The sequence below is a fragment of the Cellulosimicrobium sp. SH8 genome (genome assembly GCF_025818875.1).
In the GTDB taxonomy this organism is placed as follows: Bacteria; Actinomycetota; Actinomycetes; order Actinomycetales; family Cellulomonadaceae; genus Cellulosimicrobium; species Cellulosimicrobium cellulans_D.
In genome coordinates, this window is sequence record NZ_JAMXMH010000008.1 from 222,681 (window position 1) to 245,689 (window position 23,009).

The following is a 23,009-nucleotide window of genomic DNA, read 5'->3' on the forward strand; positions in this document are numbered from 1 at the left end:
CGAGCGCCGAGGTGCTCAGAGGCGGGTGATGCGGCGGTCGACGGCGCGGCGGACCGACCGCAGGACGAGCGCGGCCGCCCACGCGGCTCCGGCCCAGCTCGCGGTGCGGACGCTGCTGCGGGCGACGCGGCGGCGTCGACCCCGGAACTCGCGGATGGGCCAGCCGACGTCCTGCGCGTGCCGGCGCAGGCGCGCGTCGGGGTTGATGGGGCACGGGTGGCCGACCGTCTCCATCATGGTGACGTCGTTGAGCGAGTCGCCGTAGGCGTAGGACGCCGCGAGGTCGATGTCCTCGCGCTCGGCGAGCGCGCGCACCCCGGCGGCCTTGGCGCGACCGTGCATCATGTCGCCCACGAGGCGGCCGGTGTAGAAGCCGTCCTCGTGCTCCGCGACGGTGCCGAGGGCACCGGTCGTGCCGAGGCGGCGGGCGATGAGCTCGCCGATCTCGACCGGTGTCGCGGAGACGAGCCACACCTGGTGGCCGGCGGCGAGGTGCTCGTCGAGCAGGCGGCGCGTGCCGGGGTAGATGCGCAGCGAGAGGACGGTGTCGTAGACCTCCTCGCCGATCGCGGTGACCTCGGCGACGGAGCGCCCCGCGATGAGGGCGAGCGCGCGCGACCGGATGCGGTCGATCTGCTGCTTGTTCTCGCCGAACAGGAGGTAGCGCGCCTGGTGCACGGCGAAGCGCACGATGTCGAGCGTCGAGAAGAACTGCCGCTGGTACAGGGCGCGGGCGAGGTGGAACGACGACGCGCCGCGGATGATGGTGTTGTCGACGTCGAAGAAGGCGGCCGTGCGGTGCGCGGGAGCGGGCGGCGTGCGCCCGGCGGTGGGTGCGTCCTCGGGGTCCGTCGACCCGGGGGTCGGGACGGGGCCCGGACCGGAAGACGTCGCCATGACCCCACTCTAGGCGGTCGCCGGACCGTGCCGGGGGCGGTCCCTCGTACCCTGGGAGTCGTGACCACCTCTGACGCCCCCGCACCTCCCGTCGTCCTCTACGGCCGCGCGGGGTGCCACCTGTGCGACGACGCGCGGGCCGTCGTCGAGGCGGTGTGCGCCGAGGCGGGGGTCGCGTGGGCGGAGGTGGACGTGGACGCGCCGGGCGCGGACCCGGCGCTGCGCGAGCAGTACGGCGAGTACGTCCCGGTCGTCACGGTGGGGGGTGTCCAGCAGGGGTTCTGGCGGGTGGACGCGCGCCGGCTCGCTCGAGCGGTGGGTCGGATTTCGACGGCGCGCGCGGACCTGGGATGATTCGTCGCGGTGGAGCGCGACCGTCGACGAGGACGGTCCCAGGACGACGGGGTGACGGGTGGCTGAGCAGGTAGTCGGTGAGGTGACGGCGCCGGGGATCCCGAGCGCGACGGTGGCGCGGCTGCCCTCCTACCTCCGCGCGCTGCGGGACCTCGTGGCCCGGGGTGTCGCGACGACGTCGTCGGTCGAGCTCGCGGAGCTCTCCGGCGTCGGTCCGGCGCAGCTCCGCAAGGACCTGTCCTTCCTGGGCTCCTTCGGCACGCGCGGCGTCGGCTACGACGTGGACTCGCTCGCGCAGTACATCACCGAGGCGCTGGGGCTCGTGGACGAGCACCGGATCGCGATCGTCGGGATCGGCAACCTGGGGCACGCGCTCGCGAACTACTCGGGGTACGAGCAGCGCGGCTTCCACGTCGCGGCACTGCTCGACGCGTCGCCGGAGGTCGTCGGGACCCGGGCCGCGGGTCTCGTCGTCGAGCACGTCGACGCGCTGGAGGAGGTCGTGGCGCGCGAGGAGGTGTCGATCGTGGTCCTCGCGACGCCGGCGGCGCACGCGCAGTCCGTCGCGGACCGGGTCGTCGCGGCGGGCGTGCGGGAGATCCTCAACTTCGCGCCGCGCGCGCTGCAGGTGCCCGCGGACGTCGACGTGCGTGGCGTGGACGTCGGCAGCGAGCTGCAGATCCTCGCGTTCCACTCCCAGGCCCGCGCGCTCGCGGAGGCCCAGGACCGCTGACGACGAGGGGCCGCGTGCTCGCGCACGCGGCCCCTCGGGCGGCACCCCTGCCGGTGGGTGCAGTGTTCCGGGAAAAGGCCCCGGAAAGGGGGTCCCGGGGACGGTCGTCAGGCCTGCTTGATGGCCGAGACGTCGAGGGCGATCTTGATCTTGTCGCCGACGAGCACGCCGCCGGTCTCGAGCGCGGCGTTCCAGGTGAGGCCGAACTCCTTGCGGGAGATCTCGGTCTTCGCCTCGAACCCGGCGCGCGGGTTGCCGAACGGGTCGGTCGCGGTGCCCGCGAACTCGGTCTCGAGCTCGACCGGCTTGGTCACGCCGTTGATGGTCAGGTCGCCCGCCACGACGAAGTCGTCGCCGTCGCCCGAGATGCTGGTCGACGTGAAGGTCCACGTCGGCTTGTTCTCGGCGTCCCAGAAGTCCGCGCTGCGCAGGTGGTTGTCGCGGTTCGCGTCGCCCGTGCTCACGGACGCCGCGTCGAGCTCGGCGGTCACGGTGGTCGACTCGAGGTCGTCGCCCACGGTGATGGTGCCGGCCGTGATGGCGAGCGTGCCGCGCACCTTGGAGATGCCGGCGTGGCGAACCGTGAAGGCCGCCTGCGAGTGGGACGAGTCGAGGGCGTAGGTACCGGCGTTGAGCCCGGCGGGCAGCGGCGTGGCCATGGGTGCTCCTGAAGGGGTCGAGGTCCCGGAGGACCGAACTTGGTTGAAGGTTCAACTTCGTACGAGCGTATCAACAGCAGGGGGTGATCCGTCTATTCCCGGTGGGATGGAACAATGTTCGGCGTGGTTCCACCCCTGAACCCGCCCCCGTCCGCCAGCGCCCGAGGACCTATGACCAGCAACGACGTCGACGCCCAGCCGACGACGACCGCCCGCAGCACCGCCGCGACCGCGAGCGAGGAGCCCCGCTGGCTCGATCCCGAGCAGCAGCGGTTGTGGCGCGCCTACCTCGACGGGACCGTGCGCTTCATCGAGTCGCTGGGGCGCGACCACGAGGAGCGGTCGGACGTGTCGCTCAACGAGTACGAGCTGCTCGTACGGCTCTCGGAGAGCCCGGACCACACGCTGCGCATGTCCGCGCTCGCGGACGGGCTGGCCCGGTCCCGGAGCCGCGTCACCCACACCGTGGCGCGCATGGAGGCACGCGGCCTCGTCCGGCGCTCGGCGAGCACGGGCGACCGCCGCGGGGTCAACTGCGAGATGACGGCCGAGGGCTACCGCGTGCTCGTGGCGTCCGCGCCGGCGCACGTGGCCGCCGTGCGCCGGTTCATGGTCGACGTGCTCACGCCGGAGCAGTTCCGCGCGCTCGGCGAGGCGATGGCGGTCGTCGCGGCGGCGTGCAAGGCGGAACGCGACTCCTGACGCCCGCGGTCGCCCCGGGCCGCCCGGGGCGTGTCCCGGGAGCGTCTCGGGGCGACCGGCCCGCCGGTGCGGGTCCGGGTCCCCAAGTGCGGGACACTGGTGCGCATGGTCTCCACCATCGTCCACCTCCTGCGCCACGGCGAGGTCCACAACCCCGACGGCGTCCTCTACGGCCGCATCCCCGGCTATCACCTCTCCGAGCGGGGCCACGAGATGGCCCGCCGCGTCGCCGCGCACCTCGCGGGCGAGCCCGGGCCCGACGGCGCGTCACGCCCACGCGCGGACCTCGCCGTCGTCGTCGCGTCGCCGCTCCAGCGCGCGCAGGAGACGGCCACGCCGGCTGCCGAGGCGTTCGGGCTCGAGCTCGGCACCGACGACCGGCTCATCGAGGCCGCGAACCACTTCGAGGGCATGACCTTCGGCGTCGGGGACGGGTCCCTGCGCCACCCGCAGCACTGGCGCTTCCTGTGGAACCCGTTCCGGCCGTCCTGGGGCGAGCCGTACACCGAGCAGGTCGCGCGCATGCGCGCCGCGGTCGCCGACGCCCGGGACAAGGCCGCGGGCCACGAGGCCCTCCTCGTGAGCCACCAGCTCCCCGTGTGGCTCACGCGCCTGAGCTTCGAGAACCGCCGCCTGTGGCACGACCCGCGCAAGCGGCAGTGCTCGCTCGCGTCGCTCACGTCGCTGCACTTCGAGGACGACCGTCTCGTCGGCCTGCACTACTCCGAGCCGGTCGCCGACCTCCTCCCGGGTGCCGCGACCGTCGCGGGGGCGTGACGTCGGTCATGTCTCGCCCCGTCGGCGCCGTCCGGACGCCCGAACCGTCCCGTTCGGGAGTGGCGGAGGTCACGTCTCCCAGGTGGCGTCCAGGAACCCCGGGCAGGGTGCCTCCCGTGATGCCGCTGTGACCGCCAGCTCGCGCGCGCGTGACGCGCGCGCCCTCCCGCCCCTCCGTCGCGCGCTCACGGCGGGCGTCGTGCTCGCCGCGACGCTCGGCCTCGCGGCCTGCGCCCAGGACTCCGGGGCGACGACCGACGTCGTCGGGCAGGGCTACGTCTCCGGCGACGGTTCGGTCCGCACCTGGGACGCGGGCGAACGGGGGGACGTCGTCGCGCTCACCGGCACCGACTACGAGGGCGAGGCGGTCGACACGAGCGCCTGGCTGGGCGACGTCGTCGTGCTCAACACCTGGTACGCCGCCTGCGCGCCGTGCCGGGCGGAGGCGCCCGACCTCGTGGCCCTGGCGAACGACCGCGCCGCCTACGGCGTGCAGGTGCTCGGCATCAACACGACCGACGAGGCGGGCGCCGCACAGGCGTTCCAGCGCCGGTTCGAGGTGCCGTACCCGTCGATCGACGACCGCAGCGGGGAGGTCGTCGCGGCGCTCTCCGGCACCGTGCCGCTCCAGGCGGTCCCGTCGACCGTCGTGCTCGACCGCGAGGGCCGCGTCGCGGCGCGCGTCATCGGGCTCGCCGAGGGTTCGACCCTGAACGCGCTCGTCGACGACGTGCTCGCCGAGGACGAGGCGGCCGGCTGACCGTGGTCACCCTCGCGCCCCTCGCCGTCGCCGCCACGGCCCCTGCCGCGACCGGCGTTGGCGACACGTTCGCCACGACGGTCTGGAGCGGGTCGATGCTGCTGGCGGTCCCGGTGGCGGTCCTCGCAGGGCTCGTCTCCTTCGCGTCGCCGTGCGTGCTGCCGCTCGTGCCCGGGTACGTGGGCTACGTCTCCGGCATGGCCGCGGCCAACGCCGGGAACGCTCGCGGCGCGTCCGGGGGGACGACGACGGCCACCCGGGTTGCGGCACCGAGCCGCGGCCGGGTCCTCGCGGGGGTCGGGCTCTTCGTCGCCGGGTTCACGCTCGTGTTCGTCGCGCTCATGTTCGCCGCCGGGGCGATCGGCGTGCACCTGGTCCGCTGGGAGGACGTCATCACGCGCGTGCTCGGCGTGGTCGTGATCCTCATGGGCCTCGCGTTCATGGGCGCTGTCCCGTTCCTGCAGCGCGAGCGGCGCCTGCACCTGAGCCCGCAGGCCGGGCTCTGGGGCGCGCCGCTGCTCGGCGTCGTGTTCGGGCTCGGCTGGACGCCGTGCCTCGGCCCGACCCTCGTCGCGGTGCAGGCGCTCTCGCTGAGCGAGGCGTCGGCGGGGCGCGGCGCGGTCCTCGGGGTCGCCTACTGCCTCGGGCTGGGCGTGCCGTTCCTGCTCATCGCGCTCGGGCTGCAGAGCTCGCAGCGCATGCTCGGCTTCCTGCGCCGGCACCGCCTCGCGATCATGCGGATCGGCGGCGGGCTGCTGGTGCTCATCGGCCTCGCGCTGGTCACGGGCCTGTGGACGACGTGGACGACGTCGCTGCAGGGCTGGATCGGCGGATACGTGACGGTGGTGTGAGATGACCGAGCGGACCGACAAGGCCGAGAAGACGGGGAACCAGGCCGGCGGGCCGGCGGGCTACCACCCCGAGGGCATCGACGACGCGTTCTCCACGGGCGGTGACGACGGCGGTCGTCGGAACCCGGGCGACGGGGCACCCGGTGCGGCCCCGGCGCTCCCGAGGCTCGGGTGGCGCGGCACGCTGCGCTGGACCTGGCGCCAGCTCACGAGCATGCGCGTCGCGCTCATGCTGCTCATGCTGCTCGCGGTCGCGGCGGTGCCCGGCTCCGTCCTGCCGCAGCGCCCCCAGGACCCGGCGGCCGTGCTGCGCTACCTGCAGGAGAACCCGACGACGGGGGAGTGGCTCGACCGGCTCGGGTTCTTCGACGTCTACGCCTCGGTGTGGTTCTCCGCGATCTACATCCTGCTGTTCGTCTCGCTCGTCGGGTGCATCCTGCCGCGCACGAAGGCGCACTGGCAGGCCCTGCGCACGCGCCCCCCGCGCACGCCGCGGCGCTTCGACCGCTTCCCCGCGCAGGCGCGCGCCGTCACGGACGCCTCCCCGGACGAGGTCGTGGCGGCGGCGAGCACCCACCTGCGCGGCCGCCTGCGCTGGCTGCCGACGTTCCGCGTCGACACGGGCACCGAGGAGGCGGCCCCGGCACGGGGCCGCGCCGCCGCGCGGCCCGCGGCACGCACCGTGTCCGCGGAGCGCGGCTACGTGCGCGAGACCGGCAACCTGCTGTTCCACCTGTCGCTCGTCGGCCTCCTGGTCGCCGTCGCGACGGGCCAGCTCCTCCACTACCGCGGCCAGGCGATCGTCACCGAGGGGCGCGGGTTCGCGAACGCGGTCGTCGACTACGACACGTTCGAGAACGGCGCGTGGTTCCGCCCGTCGTCCCTCGTCCCGTTCTCGATGACGCTCGACGCGTTCGAGTCGGAGTTCGCCCAGGACTCCGTCGCGTTCGCGCAGTCGCGCGACTTCACCGCGACGGTCACCGTGCGCGACCCCGACGGCACGACCCACGAGGAGACCATCAAGGTCAACCACCCGCTCACCGCGGGCGGCGCCAAGATCTACCTGCAGGGCAACGGGTTCGCGCCCGAGGTCACGGTGCACGACGCCGACGGCGAGGTCGCGTTCTCCGGCCGCGTGCCGTTCCTGCCCGAGGACACGATGTACACCTCGCGCGGCGTCATCAAGGTGCCCGACGTGTCGTCCGGCCTGGACCAGATCGGCCTCGTCGGGTACTTCCTGCCGACGGCCCAGCTCAGCGAGGACGGCGAGACCGCGGCGTCGGTGTACCCGCAGCCGATCAACCCCCTGCTCGTGCTCGAGGTCTACCGGGGCGACCTGGGCCTCGACGAGGGCCTGCCCCAGAACGTCTACCGCCTCGACACCGACGACCTCACGCCGTCGGTCGACGAGGACGGCGACCGCGTGAAGCTGCTCGTCGCCCCGGGCGAGACGGTCGACCTGCCCGACGGCCTCGGCACGATCACGTTCGACTCGCTGCCGCGCTACGTCGCGCTCGACCTGCGCCACGACCCGTCGCTCACGTGGGTGCTCGTGTTCGCGCTCGGCGCGCTCACCGGCCTCGCCGTCTCGCTGTTCACCCCGCGCCGCCGCGTGTGGGTGCGCGCGTGGCGCGAGGAGGTGCCCGGGACGGGCGAGGACGCCCCGCGCGAGCGCACCGTCGTCGCCGTCGCGGGCCTCGCCCGCGGGGACGACGCCGGGCTCCAGGGCGAGGTGGACTCGCTTCTCGCCGCGCTCCCGGGCGTGGCACCATCGGGTGAGGGTGACCTCACCTCGTCGCCGGGACGCGCACCGGCCGACCGCACCCGTCCCACCGCGCGTCCCGCACAGGACCCGACCGCGCGACCGCGCACGAAAGGCTGACCGATGACCGTAGCCGAGCTGAGCCAGGACCTCGTCTGGGCCGCGGCGACCGCGCTGACCGTGGCGCTGGTGGCGTTCGCGATCGACCTCGCGCGCCTCGCCGGACGCGTGGACGCCGAGCAGACGACCGTGCGCGCCGGCGAGCGGGCCGACGCCCGGGTGCAGGACGCCGACCGCGCCGAGGTGCTCGCGGGCGCCGGCGCGTCGTCCGCCTCGCCGTACGGCCCGGACGCGTCCGGCACCGCCGACGACGCGGTGGCCGACGCGCCGGCGCCCGAGCCGTCGCGCAAGGCGGCGAACATCGGGATCTCGCTGACGTGGCTCGGGACGGCGCTGCTGCTCGTCGCGATCGTCACGCGGGGGATCGCCGCGGGCCGCACGCCGTGGGCCAACATGTACGAGTTCACGCTCGTGGGTGCGTTCGTCGCGCTCGCGGTGTTCCTCGCCGTGTCGCTCAAGCGGGACGTGCGCTTCCTCGGGTCGTTCGTCACCGGCCTCGCCGTGCTCTTCCTCGTGCTCGCGCAGAACGCGTTCTTCGTCGCCGCGACCGGCGTGCAGCCCGCGCTCCAGTCCTACTGGCTTGTCATCCACGTCGGGGTCGCGATCATCGCGACGGGCATCTTCACCGTCGCGTTCGTCACGTCGGTGCTCCAGCTCCTGCGCGACTCGCGCGACTCCGGGAACGCGTTCCTCGGCACCCGCGGCTGGCGGTGGCTCGACTCGACGCCCGGACCGCTGCAGCTCGAGGCGCTGAGCTTCCGCCTCAACGCGGTCGCGTTCGTGCTGTGGACGTTCACCATCATCGGCGGCGCGATCTGGGCCGAGCACGCCTGGGGCCGCTACTGGGGCTGGGACCCCAAGGAGGTCTGGAGCTTCGTCGTCTGGATCGTGTACGCGGCGTACCTGCACGCGCGCACGACCCGCGGCTGGTCCGGGCGCCGGGCGGCGTACTTCGTGATCGTCGGCTACGCGTGCGTGCTCTTCAACTTCACGGGTGTGAACCTGCTCTTCAACGGCAAGCACTCGTACTCGGGCCTCAACCCGGGCGACTGACCCGGTCCGGCACCGAGCCTCACCGAGCGCTGCGTCCCCGCGCGAGCGCTGCGTCCAGACGCGCAGCGCTCGACCGCGGACGCAGCGCTCGACCTGTGCGCGGTGGGTCGGTCAGCGGGCGGTGTCGTCGCCGTCGTCGGAACCGTTGCTCGCACCGGGGCGGCGTGCGTCGCCGTCGTCCTCGGTCCGGCCGTCGTCCGTCGTGTCCCCGGCCGCCGGGGGAGCGTCGTCCGTGGCGGGCGACGGCGCATCGTCCCGCGCCTGGCGGCGCTGCTGCTGCTCGAGCCGCCAGAGGAACTCGGGGTCGTCGTCGGGCGCGACGGGGGCGTTGCGGCGCCGGCGCGCGCCGCCGTTCGACGAGCCGCCCGACGGGCGTCCGGCCGCGTACCGCGAGCCCGAGCGCCCCGCGGAGCGCTTGACGAGGATCCAGGCGATCGGGCCGAGGAACGGCAGCAGGATGATGAGGACGATCCACAGCCCCTTGGGGATGCCGCCGCGCTCCTCCTCGTCGCTCGAGGCGAGGTCGACGAGCGCGTAGACCGCGAGGCCGACGGCGATGAGGGGGAGCAGCACGCGAAGCATGGCTCCAGCCTACGGGCCGTACCCTGGAGTCGTGCCTGTCGTGATCTACTCCGTCCTGCGTCTGCTGCTCTTCGCCGCCGCGCTGGGCGTGCTCTGGTTCGCCGGCCTCCGGGGCTGGCTGCTCGTCCTCGTCGCCGCGGTCGTCGCGCTCATGCTGTCGTACCTGACCCTGCGCAGGCCCCGTGAGGCGGCGTCGCGCTACCTCGCGGAGCGGGCCGAGCACCGCGCCCGGACGGGCGAGCGGTTCTCGCGCGAGATCGAGGACGACGCCGCGGCCGAGGACGCGGCCCTCGACGCGCAGGAGGACGCGGCCTCGTCCGGCGCGGACGCGACGTCGACCGAGCAGCCCGGGGCGCCGTCGGCCCGCTGAGCCCCCCGGAGCCCTCCGGAGCAGGCTCGGCCGTGCTCAGAGCGCGAGCCCGACCCCCAGGAGCACGCCGTACGCGAGCTCGAACAGCCCGGTCCCGGCGAGCACCGGCACGAGGAGCGGCCCGCGCGCGCCCGCGATCACCGGGACCGTGAGCAGCACCGCGGGCAGCAGGAGCAGCAGGACGGCGAGCGACCAGGGCGCCGCGAACGCGCACACGACCGCCAGCAGCAGCGGGACCCAGATCATCGCGACGTAGGCCCGGCGGGCGCGGAAGTCGCCGAGCCGGACCGCGAGGGTCCGCTTGCCCGCGACGACGTCGGTCGGGATGTCGCGGATGTTGTTCACCATGAGGATCGCGCACGCGAGCAGGCCCACCGCGACCGCGCCGACGGCCGACGGCCACGTGACCACGCCCGCCTGGGTGTAGGTGGTGCCGAGCGTGGCCACGAGGCCGAAGAACAGGAACACCCCGACCTCGCCGAGGCCCCGGTAGCCGTAGGGGTTGCGGCCGCCCGTGTAGTACCAGCCCGCGAGGATCGCGAGCGCGCCCACGGCGATCAGCCACCAGTGGCCGGTCACCGCGCAGAGCACGAGCCCGAGCACGGCGGCGACGCCGAACGCGCCGAACGCCGCGGCGCGCACCTGGCCCGGCCGTGCCGCGCCGGTCGCCGTGAGGCGCATCGGGCCGACGCGGTCGAGGTCGGTTCCCCGCACGCCGTCGGAGTAGTCGTTGGCGTAGTTCACGCCCACCTGGAGCGCGAGCGCGACGCCGAGGGCGAGCAGCGCGGGCCAGAACGCGAAGCCGTCCACCTGGGCCGCGGCGCCGGACCCGACGATGACGGGCGTGGCGGCGGCGGGGAGGGTGCGCGGGCGCGCGCCCGCGACCCACTCGGTGGTGCTGGCCATGGTGCTCCGTCTCGGTCGTGCGGGTCGTGCAGGGGGGGGTGGGACCGCGCGGCTCAACCAGGGGAGACCTGGAGGTGCCCGACGGCGAGCCGCGTCACCGCGGCGCGGTCCACCTTGCCGGGCCCGCGGCGCGGGAGCTCCGCGACGACGAGCACGCGACGCGGTGCGGCCGCGCGCTCCAGCCTATCCGCGACGCGGTCCCGGACGGCGGCGACGAGCGCGGCCGGGGCGTCCGCGACCGCGTCCCCGGCGACGTGCCCGGGGCCGAGGGGCGTCGTCCCGGCGGTCGTGACGACCGCGACGACCTCCTGCCCCCACTCCGGGTGCGGCACGCCGACGACGCACGCCTCGCCCACGCCGTCCACCTCGCCGACGAGGGCCTCGACCGCCGCCGGCGCGACGTTGACGCCGCCCGAGACGACGACGTCGTCCGCCCGGCCGAGCACGGTGAGCGTCGGCCGGTCCGGCGGCTCGTCGAGCCGGCCGAGGTCGCTGGTGCGGAACCAGCGCGTGCCGTCGTCGTCGGTGCGGAACGCGTGCCCGGTCGCGTCGGGGTCACCGAGGTAGCCGTCCGCGAGGACGGGCCCGGCCAGCTCGACGACGCCCGCGGTCCCTCCCGGGGCGTCCGTCCCCTCCTGCCGCGCGCCGAGCCGCACGCGCACCCCCGCGAGCGGGACGCCGTCGTACACGCACCCGCCGCTCGTCTCCGTCATGCCGTACGTGGTCACGACGCGGGCGCCTGCCGCCCGCGCGCGGCGCAGCAGGGCCGGAGGCGTGGCGGCCCCGCCCAGCAGGACCGCGTCGAGGCCGCAGAGCGCGTCGAGGCCCGCCGTGCCGCCGTCGGAGCCCGCGTCCGCCGCGGCGAGGAGGCGGTGGAGCTGCGTGGGGACGAGCGAGACGTACCGGCGCTCGGCGGGCGGGGTGCGGCCGACGAGCGCCGCGAAGCCGGCGGGCGTGAAGGGTTCGTCCGGCGGCGCGACCGTGAGGCCCCGCCCGGCCGCGTGCGCACGGGCGACGACCTGCACGCCCGCCACGTGCGTCGGGGGGAGCGTGAGGAGCCAGTGTCCCGGGCCGCCGAGGCGCTCGTGCGTCGCGGCGCCCGAGGCCCGCAGCGCGGCCGCGGACAGCACGACCTCGCGCGGCTCGCCCGTCGAGCCCGACGTGCGCAGGACGAGCGCGGTGCCCGGGGGGACGTCGGCGCGCCCGGGCCGGGGGAGCAGCGCGACGGGCGCGACCGGGGGCCCCGCGCCGTCGAGCGCGGCGCCGACGGCCGAGACCAGGGCGTCGAGATCGGCGGGGACGACGGCGCGGTTCACCGGATCAGCGTAGGCCGGGCCGTAGGGTGGCCGGGAAACGCACGTCCGTCGCAGGGGCTGCCCCAGGACCGGGTCCTGGGCCGACGGGAAGGTCGAGGATGACGAGGACGGGACGAGGGTCCGGCGCGCTCCGGGCGGGGCTGGTCGCCGCGCTCGCCGCGGCGACGGTCCTGCTCGCGGGGTGCTCCGGCGAACCGGCCGCACCCACCACGGAGACGGTCGACGCGGACGTGTCCGCGGACAAGGGGGCGCCGCCGACTCCGGAGGTGCCGCTCGTCTGGCCGCTCACCGGGGTCGCGGCCGAGGAGGTCGCCGACCGGCCGGCGCTCGCGGTGAAGATCGAGAACGCGCCCCAGGCGCGCCCGCAGACCGGCCTGGAGCAGGCCGACGTCGTGTGGGAGGAGGTCGTCGAGGGCGGCATCACGCGCTTCGTCGCCGTCTACCACTCGCAGGTCCCCGAGCGCGTGGGACCCGTCCGGTCGGTCCGGCCCATGGACCCCGCGATCGTCGGGCCGCTGCACGGGATCCTCGCGTACACCGGCGGCCAGGAGCCCTTCGTCGACGCCGTCGGCGCGGCGGGCATCCAGTCGGTCGTCATGGACCACGGCGACGACGGGTTCACCACGACCCGGGCGCGCCGGGCGCCGCACAACGTGTACGGCAGCCCGGAGGAGTTCTGGGCCCAGGCCGACGGCGACCGCACCTCGCCCCCGCCCGCCCAGCTCGTCTTCGCCCGGGAGCCGGGGACCGCGACGGCCACCGTGGCGGGCGCGCCCGCGACGCGACTCGACGTCCGGCTCACGCACGCGAGCCGCGCCGTGTGGGAGTGGAACGCCGACGAGGGGCGCTACGTGCGCAGCGAGGGCGACACCCCGGCCGTGTCGTCGGACGAGGTGCGGCTCGCGGCGACGAACGTCGTGCTGCTCGCCGCGACGATGGAGAACACCCCGTTCAAGGACCCCGCCGGCGTGCCCGTCCCGGAGACGAAGCTCGTCGGGACCGGCGAGGGCGTCGTCGCGAGCGGCGGCAAGCAGGTGGCGGTGTCGTGGTCCAAGGAGGCGGTCGACGCCCCGCTCGTGCTCACCGGGGCGGACGGCGCACCGGTCGAGCTCGAGCCCGGTGCCTCGTGGATCGAGCTCGTGCCGATCGGGTCGGGGAGCTGGGAGATCTCCTGACGGCCGCTCTCGTCCGGCGGCGGCCGCCCCGGGTCCTCCCCACGGCGTACGACCGCTCCGCCCCGAGGGGGACCGGCGGGCACGCAGGTCGAGCCGCGGGGCCGACGCGCCGACGGGGTCCTGGGCGGCACCGTGGAGTCATGGCAACCGTCGTCCCGCACCCCGTCCACCCGTCCCAGCCCGGCGAGGGCGCCCCGCAGCGCTCGACCGAGGGCCAGCTCCCGCCGTCCTACGCGCCGCGCACGCCGCGCGACGACGAGCCCGGCGTCGCCCGCTCGGCCGCGCCCGTCGCGATCTCGGTCGGGCTCCTGTTCGGCCTCGCCGTCGCCGCGGCGTTCGTCGGCCGCGGCCTCATCGAGATGCTGACGAGCCTCGTCGGCGGCTCCTGACCCGCAGGTCAGAACGCGTAGCCGAACCGGCCCCAGTCCGGGTCGCGCCGCTCGAGGAACGCGTCGCGCCCCTCCACGGCCTCGTCCGTGAGGTACGCCAGCCGCGTCGCCTCGCCCGCGAAGACCTGCTGGCCCATGAGCCCGTCGTCCGCGAGGTTGAACGCGAACTTGAGCATCCGGATCGCCTGCGGCGACTTTGTCGCGATCGTGCGCGCGTAGTCCAGCGCGAGCGCCTCGAGGTCCGCGTGGTCCGCGACCTCGTTCACCGCCCCCCACTCGTACGCGTCCTGCGCCGAGTACTCCCGCGCGAGGAAGAAGATCTCCCGCGCCCGCTTCTGCCCCACCTGCCGTGCCAGGTACGCCGAGCCGTAGCCCCCGTCGAACGAGCCGACGTTCGCGTCGGTCTGCTTGAACCGCGCGTGCTCGCGGCTCGCGATCGACAGGTCCGCGACGACGTGCAGCGAGTGCCCGCCGCCGGCCGCCCACCCGTTGACGACCGCGACCACGACCTTGGGCATCGTCCGGATCAGCCGCTGCACCTCGAGGATGTGCAGGCGCCCCGCACGCCCCGGGTCGACGGCGTCGCGCGTGTGCACCTCGCCGCCGCCGTCGGGCGCGGTCGTGTACTGGTAGCCGGAGCGCCCGCGGATCCGCTGGTCGCCGCCCGAGCAGAACGCCCATCCGCCGTCCTTGGGCGAGGGCCCGTTGCCCGTGAGGAGCACGGTCCCGACGTCGGACGTCATGCGCGCGTGGTCGAGCACGCGGTACAGCTCGTCCACGGTGTGGGGGCGGAACGCGTTGCGCACCTCGGGCCGGTCGAACGCGACGCGCACGACGGGCAGGTCGCGCACGACGGCGCCGTCCGCATCACGCTCCACGCCCCGGTGGTAGGTGACGTCGGTCAGCTCCTCGAACCCCGCGACGTCGCGCCACGCGCTCGGGTCGAACGTCTCGGACACCTGGCGGGGGAGCGCTCGCGGGCGGGGGTCGTCGGCGGGGGCGGCGGGGGTCGGGTCGGTGCTGCTCACGACCGTCACGGTAGCCGCTGCGGGGCGAGGCCCGCGCCCTGCGCGGGCGCCCGCTGCGCGGCGCGGGGCGAGGGCGCCGGGTCGTCGGCTCCCCGCGGCGGTGCCGCGAGGCCGAGGACGAGGCCGGCCCCGACGACGAGCGTCCCGACCAGGGAGCGGGCGTCGAGCGCCTCGAACCCGAGGGCGACCGAGGCGGCGAGCGCCGCGACGGGCAGGAGGCCCGCGAACAGCCCGGCCCGGGCCGGGCCGATCGTGGCGAGCCCGGAGTACCAGAGCAGGAACGCCACGGCCGTGACGACGACGGCGAGGTACGCGAGCGCGGCGAGCTCGGCGGCGTCGGGCGCGACGAGGAACGGCTGCCCCGTGACCTGCTGCCGGACGAGGCCGAGCAGGGCGAGCTGCGGGACGGCCAGGACGCACGCGTACGCGGAGACGCGCAGCGCGCCGAGCGTCGGCAGGAGCGGCACGGCGAGCAGCGAGAAGCACACCTCGCACGCGAGCGCGCCGAGCGCGAGCGCGACGCCGACCGGGTCGCCGGCGCCGCCGCCCTCCACGACCACGACGCCGGCCGTCACCACGACGGCCGCTGCGAGGGTCCGGACCGCGACGCGGCGGGCCCGGAGCGCGGCGGCCGCGGCGAGCACGACGGGCGAGGCACCGACGACCGCTCCGACGAGGGACGGGTCCGCGCGGCCCGCGCTCTCGACGACGAGGACGCTGAAGCCCACGAGCCCGGTCGCGGCGAGCGCGAGGAGGCGCAGCAGCGCGCGCGGCGACGGCAGGAGCCACGGTGTGCGGCGTACGGCGAGGACGGCGAGCAGGACGAGCGCCGCGACGGCGTAGCGCGCGGCCTGCCCGCCGAGCACCGGGAAGTCGGCGAGGGCGGCGGACGCGACGAACGACGAGCCGACGATCACCATGCCGACGGCGCACCGGAGGTCGCCGGACCGGGGCGGGCCGGGGCGGTCGGGCACGCGGCCGCCGTCGTCGGACGGGACGCCGTGGGGAGAGCGAGGGGCGGGGAGGGTCATGCGTCGACCGTAGGGACGTCTCTGGTCCAGGGTGCAGGTCCAGATCGTGCCTGCTTCACTGGGCCAGATGACGACCCGGATCGAGCCCGACGCGCTGCTGCTCGCCCTCGGCCCGCGACCGGGGCGTGACGTCGGCCGCTGGCTCCACGACGGTCTGCGCGCGGCCGTGGTGGACGGGCGGCTCGAGGCGGGTGCGGTGCTCCCCTCGAGCCGCGACACCGCGGCGGTGCTCGGCGTCTCGCGCGGCACGGTCACGACCGTCGTCGACGTGCTCGTCGGCGAGGGCCTGCTCGTGTCCCGGCCTCGGTCGGGGGTGTCGGTGGCGGCGCTGCCCGCGCCGCCGTCGGGCCGGGCGGCGACGGCGACGACCACGCCCGTGGGCGTCGAGCGCGGTGCCGCGCCGGGCGACGGACTGGACGACGGGGCGGGTGGCGAGCCCCGTGCGCTGCCCGGGACCGAGCGCCGCCCGGCGTCGACGACCCGGCCCGTGAGCGTCGGCACGCCCGACCCCGCGCTCTTCCCCCGTGCCGCGTGGGCGCGCGCCGTGCGCGACGGGGTGCGAGGGCTGGCCGACGCCGACCTGGGCTACCCGGACCCGCAGGGGCTGCCGGCCCTGCGCGAGGCGCTCGCGGTCCACCTGCGCCGCGCGCGCGGCGCCCACGTCGCGGCGGAGGACGTGGTCGTGGTGAGCGGGGTCGCGCAGGCGCTGTCCCTCCTCGCCCGGCTGCTCGCCGCGGGCCGGGTCGCGGGCGCGCGACCGGCGGAGCCCGTGCGCGTCGCGGTCGAGGACCCGTCGTCGCGCGGGGCGCTCGAGCTGCTGCGCGACGCGGGCCTGCGCACGGTCGGCGTGCCCGTGGACGCCGACGGTCTGCGCGCGGACCTGCTGCCCGACGACGCGCGCGCCGTCCTCGTGACGCCGGCTCACCAGTTCCCGCTCGGGGTCGTGCTCGCCCCGGCGCGACGGCGTGCCCTGCTCGCCTGGGCCGCGGCGGGCGAGCGCCTCGTCCTCGAGGACGACTACGACGCCGAGCTGCGGTACGACCGGCAGCCGGTCGCCTCGGTGCAGGCCCTGGACCCGGAGCGCGTGGTGCTGCTCGGCTCGGTGTCGAAGCTGCTCTCGCCCGCGCTGCGGCTCGGCTGGGTCGTGGCCCCACCACGTGTCGTCGGGCCGTTGGTGGAGGCGAAGCGGCACGCGGACCTCGGGACGTCCGTGCCCGAGCAGGCGGCCCTCGCGGCGCTGCTCGGGTCAGGCGCCTACCAGCGTCACCTGCGCCGGGCCCGGCTCGTGTACCAGCGGCGTCGTCGTGCGCTGCTCGACACGCTCCGCCACGCGCTGCCGGGCGTCGAGGTCGGGGGAGTGGCCGCGGGCCTGCACCTCGTCGTCCCGCTGCCCGGCCCTGCCGCCGAGCGTGCCGCGCTCGACGGGCTGCACGCGGCAGGGGTGCCGGCCGAGCCGTTGAGCGGGACGGTGGTGGACCGGGCGGAGCCGGGCGTCGTCGTCGGGACGGCGCGCGTCCGCGAGACCGAGGTCGCGCGCGTCGTGGAGGTCCTCCGGGCCGCCGTCTTGACGGGCGACCACAAACTGGTACGTTAGTACCAGTTCTGCGCACGACGGCGGGCCCTGCCACCCGGTGCGTCGACCCGAGGGAGTCTCCCCATGGCATGGATCGTCCTCATCGTGTCCGGCATGCTCGAGGCCGGCTGGGCCCTGAGCCTCAAGGCGTCGCACGGCTTCACCAAGCTCTGGCCGAGCGTCGCGTTCGTCGTCATGCTCGTCCTGAGCATGGTCGGCCTGAGCATCGCGCTGAAGTCCCTGCCCGTCGGCGTGGCCTACGGTGTCTGGGTGGGGATCGGTGCCTCGCTGACCGCAGTCCTCGCCGTCGTCCTGTTCGACGAGCCCGTCACGATCCTCAAGGTGATCTCCCTCGTGCTGATCGTCGCGGGGGTCGTCGGGCTCAACCTCTCCGGGGGAGGGCACTGACACCCATGCCGACCGAGACCGTCGACCCGCGACCCGCGCCGCGTCGCCAGGCGCGCGGCGTGGCGCGCCGTGACGCGATCGTCCGCGCCGCCGCGGACCTCATCCTCCAGGAGGGGCCCGCCGCGGTGACCCACCGGGCCGTCGCGTCCCGGGCCGACGTCCCGCTCGCCGCCACGACGTACTACTTCACCGGCCTCGACGACCTCATCGGCGCGGCTGGCGAGGTCGTCGTCGCCGGGTGGGCCGCCCACGCGCGCGGCGCGGCCGAACGGGCCGCGCGCGGCGCGGACCGCGCGCGCCTGGACGCGCACGTGCTCGTCGACGCCGTCCTGCCGCCCGGGGGCGAGAGCGAGCTGCGCGGCTTCTACGAGCACCTCGTGGGCGCGGGCCGCTACCCGGCGCTCGCCCGTGCCTACGGCGAGGGCAGGCAGGGGCTCGACGACGCCGTCGGTCAGCTGCTCGCGGTGCGTGGTCTCGCGAGCGTGCCGCCCGGGCTGCTCATCGCCGTGGTGGACGGCGCCGCGGTGAGCGCGCTGAGCGAGGGCCACGACGTGCGCGCGCTCGCCGTGCAGCTCGTCGGCGAGCTCGTGGGCCACCCTCGCGCGAGCTGACGGCCCACCCCGGCGACGTGGGACCGCCCGCGGTGGCCTAGCCTGGAACGCGTGCCCGACCCTCTCGAGACCGTCGTCTACCGCACCCCTCTGACCACGCGGTTCCGCGGGCTCGACGCGCGCGACGGCGTGCTGCTGCGCGGCGAGGCCGGCTGGGGCGAGTTCTCCCCGTTCTGGGACTACGACGACGCCGAGTCGGCCGCCTGGCTGCGCGCGGCGCACGAGGCCGCGCACGAGGGCTGGCCGGACGCCGTGCGCGACCGCGTGCCCGTCAACGCCACCGTCCCCGCGGTCGGGCCCGACCGCGCGCGCGAGCTCGTCGCCGCGTCCGGGGGGTGCCGCACCGCGAAGGTCAAGGTCGCGCAGCACGGGCCAGACGGCGCGCTCGAACCCCTGGGAGCCGAGGTCGCGCGCCTCGAGGCCGTGCGCGACGCGCTCGGCCCGGGCGGGCGCGTGCGGATCGACGCCAACGGGGCGTGGGACGTCGACGAGGCCCTGCGGCGCCTACCCCTCCTCGACCGCGCGGCGGGCGGGCTGGAGTACGTCGAGCAGCCGTGCGCCGACGTCGCGGGGCTCGCGGCCGTGCGGCGCGGGCAGCGGGGCGACGCCGCGGTGCCGGTCGCTGCCGACGAGTCGATCCGCCGGGCCGCGGACCCCCTCGCCGTGGTGCGCGCCGACGCCGCGGACGTCGTCGTCCTCAAGGTCCAGCCCCTCGGCGGCGTGCGCGCGTGCCTCGACCTCGCCGAGCAGGTCGGGCTCCCCGTCGTCGTGTCGTCCGCGCTCGAGTCGTCCGTGGGCATCGCCGCGGGCGTCGCGCTCGCGGCCGCGCTCCCCACGCTGCCCTACGCGTGCGGGCTCGCGACCGTCAACCTCTTCGTCGCCGACGTGGCCGACCCGCCCCTCGTGCCCGTCGACGGTGCGCTTCCCGTCGTCCGCCCCGCGCCCTCCGCCGCGGCGCTCGCGGCCACCGCGGCGGACGACGAGACCGACCGGCGCTGGCGCGAACGGCTCGATCGCGTCGCCGGCCTGGCGCTCACGGGGGGTGCGCGATGAGCGCGCCCGCCGGCGCACCGGGCCCCGGCGCCGCCGCACCGCGCGACGGCGCGACCGCGTTCGACCCGCTGCTCGACGGCATGGACGCGCAACCGCCCGCGGTGCGCAGCGCGTTCGCCCTCGTGCACCGCCTCGCGCTCGCGGGCGTCGCCGACGTGGTCCTCGCGCCGGGGTCGCGCAGCGCACCGCTCGCCTACGCGCTCGCGGCGGCGTCCGACCTCGGGCACCTCACGCTGCACGTGCGGGTCGACGAGCGCGCGGCCGGCTTCCTCGCCGTCGGCCTCTCGCGCGGCGCGGGGCCGGTCGTGCACGGCGGCGTCGCGCTGCCCCGGCCGGTCGCGATCGTCACGACCTCCGGGACGGCCGTCGCGAACCTGCACCCCGCGGTGCTGGAGGCGCACCACACGGGCGTCCCGCTGGTGCTCCTCACCGCCGACCGGCCGCACGAGCTGCGGGGCACGGGCGCGAACCAGACGACGCACCAGGCCGGGTTCTTCGGACCGGCCGTGCGGTTCGCCGCGGACGTCCCCGCTCCTGACGGCCGCCCGGGCGAGGTGCGCGACCTCCTCGCCGTCGCGACGCGCGCGCTCGCCGAGGCGGTCGGCGCACGCTCGGGGCACCCCGGCCCGGTCCACCTCGACCTCGCGTACCGCGAGCCCCTCGTCCCCGTCGCCGCGGCCGGCGTCGACGCGCTCGCCGCACCGGGTCCCGACCCGCGCGGCGTCCGCGCGGCCGCCGTGCTGACCACCGCCGTGCCGTCGGGCCCGCAGCCGCGCGACGACGCCGCGCTCGTCGGCGCGTCGGTCGTGCCCGTCCCCGTGCCCGTCGCCGTGCCTGTCGCCGTGCCCGTCCCCGGCGTGCGGACCGTCGTCGTCGCGGGCGACGGGGCGGGCCGCGTCGCCCGCGACCTCGCCGAGGCGCGCGGCTGGCCGCTGCTCGCGGAGCCGTCGTCGGGGGCGGCGGGCGGCCCGAACCTGGTCGTCGCGCACGCGCTCGTGCTCGGGGTCGACGCGCTCGTGGACGGCGTCGAGCACGTCGTCGTGCTCGGCCGCCCGACGCTCTCGCGGCCCGTGCAGCGCCTGCTCGGGCGGCCCGACGTCGAGGTGAGCGTCGTCTCGCCGGGCGCCGGCCCGTGGCCCGACGCCGCGCGCAACGCGTCGACGGTCCTGACGGCGGTACCCGAGCGGTGGCTCGACCCGCGCCCGGGTACCCCGGACCCGTCCGAGCCCGCGCCAGGGCCGGCGTCGGGCCACGCGACCGACGCGGGGTGGCTCGCGCGCTGGCGCGGGGCGTCGGCAGCGGCCGCGGAGGTCGTCGCCGCGGCGACCGACGGGTCGCGGACCGACGGCCCGAGCGTGGCGCGCGCCGTCGTCGGAGGATGCGGGCCGGACGACCTCCTCGTGGTGGGGTCGTCCAACCCGGTGCGGGACCTGGCCCTCGTGCTCGGCCTCGACGCCGACGCGCCGCGCGTCCTGGCGAACCGCGGCCTCGCCGGGATCGACGGCACCGTGTCCACGGCGCTCGGGGCGGCGGTCGCCACGGCCCGCCCGCACCGGCGCACGTGCGCGCTGCTCGGCGACCTCACGTTCCTCCACGACGCGGGCGGCCTGCTGCGGGGCCCGCACGAGCCGCACGTCGACCTGCAGCTCGTCGTGGTGAACGACGACGGCGGCTCGATCTTCGCGGGGCTCGAGCCGGGCGGGCTCGGGGAGACGTCGGAGGCGGCGGGCCGCGCGTTCGAGCGGGTCTTCGCGACCCCGCACGGGGCGAACCTCGCCCAGCTCTGCGCCGGGTACGGCGTGGACCACCAGCTCGTGCAGGACGTCCCGTCGTTGCGGCACGCGCTGGCCGCACCGAGCCACGGCGTCCAGGTGCTCGAGGTGCGCGTCCCCCGCGCCGACCGGCGCGCGGCGGGCCAGCGTCTCGCCGGGCGCGTCCACGAGGCGGTGCGCGCGGCGCTCGCCTGAACTCGCAGCAAACTCCCAGGCTCGTTCAAGCGTCGTTCAAGCGCGCGGGTGTGAAGTAGTGGGCAGAAACGAGGAGGCCCACCATGACCCACACCCCGGGCACCGAGCCCACCCCCACCACGCCGACCACCGACGCACCGGTCGCCGCGGCGCCCACGACGCCTGCGCCCGCGACCCCTACGACGACGCCCGCCGCCGCGGAGCGCGCCGCGACGATCGCCGTCGAGACGCCCACGCAGCCGCTCGCCCCGGTCGGCGCGACGCAGCCGCTGCCCGCGGCGACGAACCCCGTCACGACGCCGACCCCGAGCCCGGCCCCGGCCGCCGCCGGTGAGCAGGCGCCCGCGCACCCCATCACGCACCCGACGCAGCCGCTCGCCGCGCCGCAGCACGTGCAGCACGTCGCGCCGCCCCGGCCCGTGCCGTCCGGACACGCGGCCGCGACGCCGATGCCCAACCCCTACGCACGACCCGCCCAGGGCACCCCCGCCGGCCCGCACGCGCCGTCGGGCGCCTACGGCCCGCCGCCCGCGCCGCCGGTCCCGACCGCCCAGGACGGGGCGGAGTCCCCGAAGCGTCGACGCACGTGGGTGCCGGTCGTGAGCGCGGCGGCTGCGGCCGCGGTCCTCGCGAGCGTCGGCACGGCCGGTCTCACCGGTGCGTTCAGCCCCGACCAGGACACCGCGTCGCTCGCCGACGTCGGCCAGCACCAGGAGAACACGGCCGCGCCCGTCTCCGACTCGTCCTCGCAGAACCCGAACTGGGAGTCCGTGACGAAGGCCGTCTCCCCGTCGGTCGTCGCGATCCAGGTGCAGACCCAGCAGGGCGGCGCCGAGGGGTCGGGCGTCATCATCGACGACAAGGGCCACGTCCTGACGAACAACCACGTCGTGTCCGGCGCGGAGAACGACACCGTCCAGGTGACGCTCAGCGACGGCCGCCTCTTCGAGGCGAAGATCGTCGGGCTCGACCCGGCGACGGACCTCGCCGTCGTGCAGCTCGTCGACGCGCCCGACGACCTCCAGCCCGCGACGCTCGGCGACTCCGACGACGTGAGCGTCGGCGAGTCGGTCCTCGCGGTCGGCAACCCGCTGGGACTCGCGAACACCGCGACGACCGGCATCGTGTCGGCCGTGGACCGCCCGGTCTCCGCGTCGGGCGAGGACGGCGGCACGTCCGTCGTGACGAACGCCATCCAGATCGACGCCGCGATCAACCCCGGCAACTCCGGCGGCCCGCTGTTCGACGCGCAGGGTCGCGTCATCGGCATCACGTCGTCGATCGCGACGCTGTCGGGCGGAGGCACCCAGTCCGGCTCGATCGGCCTCGGGTTCGCCATCCCCGTGAACCTCGCGAAGTCGATCAGCGAGCAGCTCATCGAGAACGGCACCGCCGAGCACGCGTTCCTCGGCGTGACGCTCGCGGACGCCACCGCGACCGCCGACGGCGTCACGCGCCGCGGCGCCGAGGTCCAGGAGGTGACCGACGGGTCGCCCGCGGCCGACGCCGGCATCCGGTCCGGCGACGTGATCGTCGAGATCGACGGTCACGCGGTCGGCGGCGCGGAGTCGCTCACGGCCTTCGTCCGCGAGCGCGCCGCGGGCGCGAAGTCCACGCTGACCGTGGTGCGCGACGGCAAGACGCTCGAGCTCGACGTCACCCTCGCGACGCGCCCCGCGGACGACGAGACCACCGGCCAGGGCTCGCAGGACGGTCAGGGCCAGCTCCCGGGCCAGGGCGGCAGCCAGGACGGCCAGGGCCAGCTCCCCGGCCAGGGTGACCAGGGCGGCGACCAGGGTCAGCAGACCGACCCGACCGACCCGGGCAACGTGCCGAACCCGTTCGACTGGTTCTTCGGCGGCCAGGGCTGACCCTGACGGGCGCCCCGCGAGGGGCGCCCCCGATCTGCGGGGGCGGGTCGTCGTGCCGGCA

Annotated in this window: 24 protein-coding genes; 17 read left to right on the forward strand and 7 right to left on the reverse strand. The window is 76.2% G+C overall.

Annotation, left to right across the window (positions count from 1 at the left end; genetic code table 11):
- Positions 1–15 precede the first annotated feature (15 nt).
- Positions 16–897 carry an HAD family hydrolase gene (locus NF338_RS12870; RefSeq protein ID WP_264031144.1) on the reverse strand — a complete coding sequence of 294 codons (882 nt, stop codon included), beginning with the start codon at positions 895–897 and terminating at the stop codon, positions 16–18.
- Between the two features lie 60 nt (positions 898–957).
- Between NF338_RS12870 and NF338_RS12875 the strand changes: the two genes are divergently transcribed.
- Complete coding sequence (locus NF338_RS12875; RefSeq protein WP_412846775.1) at positions 958–1,251, forward strand: glutaredoxin family protein; 294 nt, start codon at positions 958–960, stop codon at positions 1,249–1,251.
- Between the two features lie 58 nt (positions 1,252–1,309).
- Complete coding sequence (locus NF338_RS12880) at positions 1,310–1,984, forward strand: redox-sensing transcriptional repressor Rex (protein ID WP_204540098.1); 675 nt, start codon at positions 1,310–1,312, stop codon at positions 1,982–1,984.
- A 107-nt stretch (positions 1,985–2,091) separates the two neighbouring features.
- On the opposite strand, the gene NF338_RS12885 is transcribed toward NF338_RS12880, so the two are convergent.
- A complete protein-coding gene (locus NF338_RS12885) occupies positions 2,092–2,643 on the reverse strand; it encodes a YceI family protein (protein WP_264031145.1) in 552 nt (183 codons plus the stop codon).
- Positions 2,644–2,814: 171 nt separating this feature from the next.
- On the opposite strand from NF338_RS12885, the gene NF338_RS12890 reads away from it, so the two are divergent.
- The 6 genes from NF338_RS12890 to ccsB all read left to right on the forward strand — a co-directional run bounded on the left by NF338_RS12890 (position 2,815) and on the right by ccsB (position 8,668).
- Positions 2,815–3,345 (forward strand): MarR family winged helix-turn-helix transcriptional regulator, encoded by a 531-nt coding sequence (locus NF338_RS12890; RefSeq protein ID WP_264031146.1) that lies wholly within the window; start codon positions 2,815–2,817, stop codon positions 3,343–3,345.
- Positions 3,346–3,450: 105 nt separating this feature from the next.
- Positions 3,451–4,122: a histidine phosphatase family protein gene (locus tag NF338_RS12895; RefSeq protein WP_253055050.1), complete on the forward strand. Its 672-nt coding sequence runs from the start codon at positions 3,451–3,453 to the stop codon at positions 4,120–4,122.
- Positions 4,123–4,249: 127 nt separating this feature from the next.
- Positions 4,250–4,882 carry a TlpA family protein disulfide reductase gene (locus NF338_RS12900; RefSeq protein ID WP_264031147.1) on the forward strand — a complete coding sequence of 211 codons (633 nt, stop codon included), beginning with the start codon at positions 4,250–4,252 and terminating at the stop codon, positions 4,880–4,882.
- A gap of 95 nt (positions 4,883–4,977) precedes the next feature.
- Positions 4,978–5,733, forward strand: a complete 756-nt coding sequence (locus NF338_RS12905; protein WP_087472802.1) for a cytochrome c biogenesis CcdA family protein — start codon at positions 4,978–4,980, stop codon at positions 5,731–5,733.
- A 1-nt stretch (position 5,734) separates the two neighbouring features.
- Positions 5,735–7,615, forward strand: coding sequence for a cytochrome c biogenesis protein ResB (locus tag NF338_RS12910; RefSeq protein WP_264031148.1), 1,881 nt, complete (start codon positions 5,735–5,737; stop codon positions 7,613–7,615).
- 3 nt (positions 7,616–7,618) lie between these two features.
- The gene (gene ccsB, locus NF338_RS12915; protein ID WP_264031149.1) at positions 7,619–8,668 is read left to right on the forward strand and encodes a c-type cytochrome biogenesis protein CcsB; all 1,050 of its coding nucleotides are present in this window, start codon (positions 7,619–7,621) and stop codon (positions 8,666–8,668) included.
- A gap of 111 nt (positions 8,669–8,779) precedes the next feature.
- Here the strand turns inward: ccsB and NF338_RS12920 are convergent, their stop codons facing one another.
- The gene (locus NF338_RS12920; protein ID WP_264031150.1) at positions 8,780–9,250 is read right to left on the reverse strand and encodes a PLD nuclease N-terminal domain-containing protein; all 471 of its coding nucleotides are present in this window, start codon (positions 9,248–9,250) and stop codon (positions 8,780–8,782) included.
- Positions 9,251–9,281: 31 nt separating this feature from the next.
- On the opposite strand from NF338_RS12920, the gene NF338_RS12925 reads away from it, so the two are divergent.
- Positions 9,282–9,620 (forward strand): DUF4229 domain-containing protein, encoded by a 339-nt coding sequence (locus NF338_RS12925; RefSeq protein ID WP_264031151.1) that lies wholly within the window; start codon positions 9,282–9,284, stop codon positions 9,618–9,620.
- Positions 9,621–9,656: 36 nt separating this feature from the next.
- On the opposite strand, the gene NF338_RS12930 is transcribed toward NF338_RS12925, so the two are convergent.
- Positions 9,657–10,526 carry a 1,4-dihydroxy-2-naphthoate polyprenyltransferase gene (locus NF338_RS12930; RefSeq protein WP_087471241.1) on the reverse strand — a complete coding sequence of 290 codons (870 nt, stop codon included), beginning with the start codon at positions 10,524–10,526 and terminating at the stop codon, positions 9,657–9,659.
- Positions 10,527–10,579: 53 nt separating this feature from the next.
- Positions 10,580–11,842, reverse strand: a complete 1,263-nt coding sequence (locus NF338_RS12935; RefSeq protein ID WP_264031152.1) for an AMP-binding protein — start codon at positions 11,840–11,842, stop codon at positions 10,580–10,582.
- A gap of 98 nt (positions 11,843–11,940) precedes the next feature.
- Here NF338_RS12935 and NF338_RS12940 point away from each other — a divergent pair, with 98 nt between their 5' ends.
- Together NF338_RS12940 and NF338_RS12945 are read left to right on the forward strand one after the other, a co-directional pair.
- Entirely contained in the window at positions 11,941–13,017 is a 1,077-nt protein-coding gene (locus tag NF338_RS12940) for a DUF3048 domain-containing protein (RefSeq protein ID WP_264031153.1), read from the forward strand.
- Between the two features lie 140 nt (positions 13,018–13,157).
- Positions 13,158–13,406 (forward strand): hypothetical protein, encoded by a 249-nt coding sequence (locus tag NF338_RS12945; RefSeq protein ID WP_264031154.1) that lies wholly within the window; start codon positions 13,158–13,160, stop codon positions 13,404–13,406.
- 8 nt (positions 13,407–13,414) lie between these two features.
- On the opposite strand, the gene NF338_RS12950 is transcribed toward NF338_RS12945, so the two are convergent.
- Both NF338_RS12950 and NF338_RS12955 read right to left on the reverse strand, forming a co-directional pair.
- On the reverse strand, positions 13,415–14,434 hold the full coding sequence (locus NF338_RS12950; protein WP_264031155.1) for a 1,4-dihydroxy-2-naphthoyl-CoA synthase: 1,020 nt from the start codon (positions 14,432–14,434) through the stop codon (positions 13,415–13,417).
- A gap of 5 nt (positions 14,435–14,439) precedes the next feature.
- A complete protein-coding gene (locus NF338_RS12955; RefSeq protein ID WP_264031156.1) occupies positions 14,440–15,465 on the reverse strand; it encodes an EamA family transporter in 1,026 nt (341 codons plus the stop codon).
- A 67-nt stretch (positions 15,466–15,532) separates the two neighbouring features.
- Between NF338_RS12955 and NF338_RS12960 the strand changes: the two genes are divergently transcribed.
- The 6 genes from NF338_RS12960 (at position 15,533) to NF338_RS12985 (ending at position 22,948) form a co-directional block, all read left to right on the forward strand.
- A complete protein-coding gene (locus NF338_RS12960) occupies positions 15,533–17,059 on the forward strand; it encodes a PLP-dependent aminotransferase family protein (protein WP_264031157.1) in 1,527 nt (508 codons plus the stop codon).
- Between the two features lie 63 nt (positions 17,060–17,122).
- Positions 17,123–17,446 carry a DMT family transporter gene (locus tag NF338_RS12965; RefSeq protein WP_264031158.1) on the forward strand — a complete coding sequence of 108 codons (324 nt, stop codon included), beginning with the start codon at positions 17,123–17,125 and terminating at the stop codon, positions 17,444–17,446.
- Positions 17,447–17,451: 5 nt separating this feature from the next.
- Positions 17,452–18,057, forward strand: coding sequence for a TetR/AcrR family transcriptional regulator (locus tag NF338_RS12970; RefSeq protein ID WP_264031159.1), 606 nt, complete (start codon positions 17,452–17,454; stop codon positions 18,055–18,057).
- Between the two features lie 51 nt (positions 18,058–18,108).
- Positions 18,109–19,110, forward strand: coding sequence for an o-succinylbenzoate synthase (locus NF338_RS12975; protein ID WP_412846784.1), 1,002 nt, complete (start codon positions 18,109–18,111; stop codon positions 19,108–19,110).
- Positions 19,107–21,077 carry a 2-succinyl-5-enolpyruvyl-6-hydroxy-3-cyclohexene-1-carboxylic-acid synthase gene (menD, locus tag NF338_RS12980; protein WP_318783070.1) on the forward strand — a complete coding sequence of 657 codons (1,971 nt, stop codon included), beginning with the start codon at positions 19,107–19,109 and terminating at the stop codon, positions 21,075–21,077. The genes NF338_RS12975 and menD overlap by 4 nt, the downstream gene beginning before the upstream one ends.
- Before the next feature lie 83 nt (positions 21,078–21,160).
- Positions 21,161–22,948, forward strand: a complete 1,788-nt coding sequence (locus NF338_RS12985) for a S1C family serine protease (RefSeq protein ID WP_264031160.1) — start codon at positions 21,161–21,163, stop codon at positions 22,946–22,948.
- Positions 22,949–23,009: the final 61 nt, after the last annotated feature.

What these genes read in the sequence shown, in the direction of transcription:
- NF338_RS12870 (WP_264031144.1), bottom strand. Translation starts at nt 897, where the DNA reads ATGGCGACGTCTTCCGGTCCGGGCCCCGTCCCGACCCCCGGGTCGACG.
- NF338_RS12885 (WP_264031145.1), bottom strand. Translation starts at nt 2,643, where the DNA reads ATGGCCACGCCGCTGCCCGCCGGGCTCAACGCCGGTACCTACGCCCTC.
- NF338_RS12890 (WP_264031146.1), top strand. Translation starts at nt 2,815, where the DNA reads ATGACCAGCAACGACGTCGACGCCCAGCCGACGACGACCGCCCGCAGC.
- NF338_RS12895 (WP_253055050.1), top strand. Translation starts at nt 3,451, where the DNA reads ATGGTCTCCACCATCGTCCACCTCCTGCGCCACGGCGAGGTCCACAAC.
- NF338_RS12905 (WP_087472802.1), top strand. Translation starts at nt 4,978, where the DNA reads ATGCTGCTGGCGGTCCCGGTGGCGGTCCTCGCAGGGCTCGTCTCCTTC.
- NF338_RS12910 (WP_264031148.1), top strand. Translation starts at nt 5,735, where the DNA reads ATGACCGAGCGGACCGACAAGGCCGAGAAGACGGGGAACCAGGCCGGC.
- ccsB (WP_264031149.1), top strand. Translation starts at nt 7,619, where the DNA reads ATGACCGTAGCCGAGCTGAGCCAGGACCTCGTCTGGGCCGCGGCGACC.
- NF338_RS12920 (WP_264031150.1), bottom strand. Translation starts at nt 9,250, where the DNA reads ATGCTTCGCGTGCTGCTCCCCCTCATCGCCGTCGGCCTCGCGGTCTAC.
- NF338_RS12930 (WP_087471241.1), bottom strand. Translation starts at nt 10,526, where the DNA reads ATGGCCAGCACCACCGAGTGGGTCGCGGGCGCGCGCCCGCGCACCCTC.
- NF338_RS12940 (WP_264031153.1), top strand. Translation starts at nt 11,941, where the DNA reads ATGACGAGGACGGGACGAGGGTCCGGCGCGCTCCGGGCGGGGCTGGTC.
- NF338_RS12945 (WP_264031154.1), top strand. Translation starts at nt 13,158, where the DNA reads ATGGCAACCGTCGTCCCGCACCCCGTCCACCCGTCCCAGCCCGGCGAG.
- NF338_RS12955 (WP_264031156.1), bottom strand. Translation starts at nt 15,465, where the DNA reads ATGACCCTCCCCGCCCCTCGCTCTCCCCACGGCGTCCCGTCCGACGAC.
- NF338_RS12960 (WP_264031157.1), top strand. Translation starts at nt 15,533, where the DNA reads ATGACGACCCGGATCGAGCCCGACGCGCTGCTGCTCGCCCTCGGCCCG.
- NF338_RS12965 (WP_264031158.1), top strand. Translation starts at nt 17,123, where the DNA reads ATGGCATGGATCGTCCTCATCGTGTCCGGCATGCTCGAGGCCGGCTGG.
- NF338_RS12970 (WP_264031159.1), top strand. Translation starts at nt 17,452, where the DNA reads ATGCCGACCGAGACCGTCGACCCGCGACCCGCGCCGCGTCGCCAGGCG.
- menD (WP_318783070.1), top strand. Translation starts at nt 19,107, where the DNA reads ATGAGCGCGCCCGCCGGCGCACCGGGCCCCGGCGCCGCCGCACCGCGC.
- NF338_RS12985 (WP_264031160.1), top strand. Translation starts at nt 21,161, where the DNA reads ATGACCCACACCCCGGGCACCGAGCCCACCCCCACCACGCCGACCACC.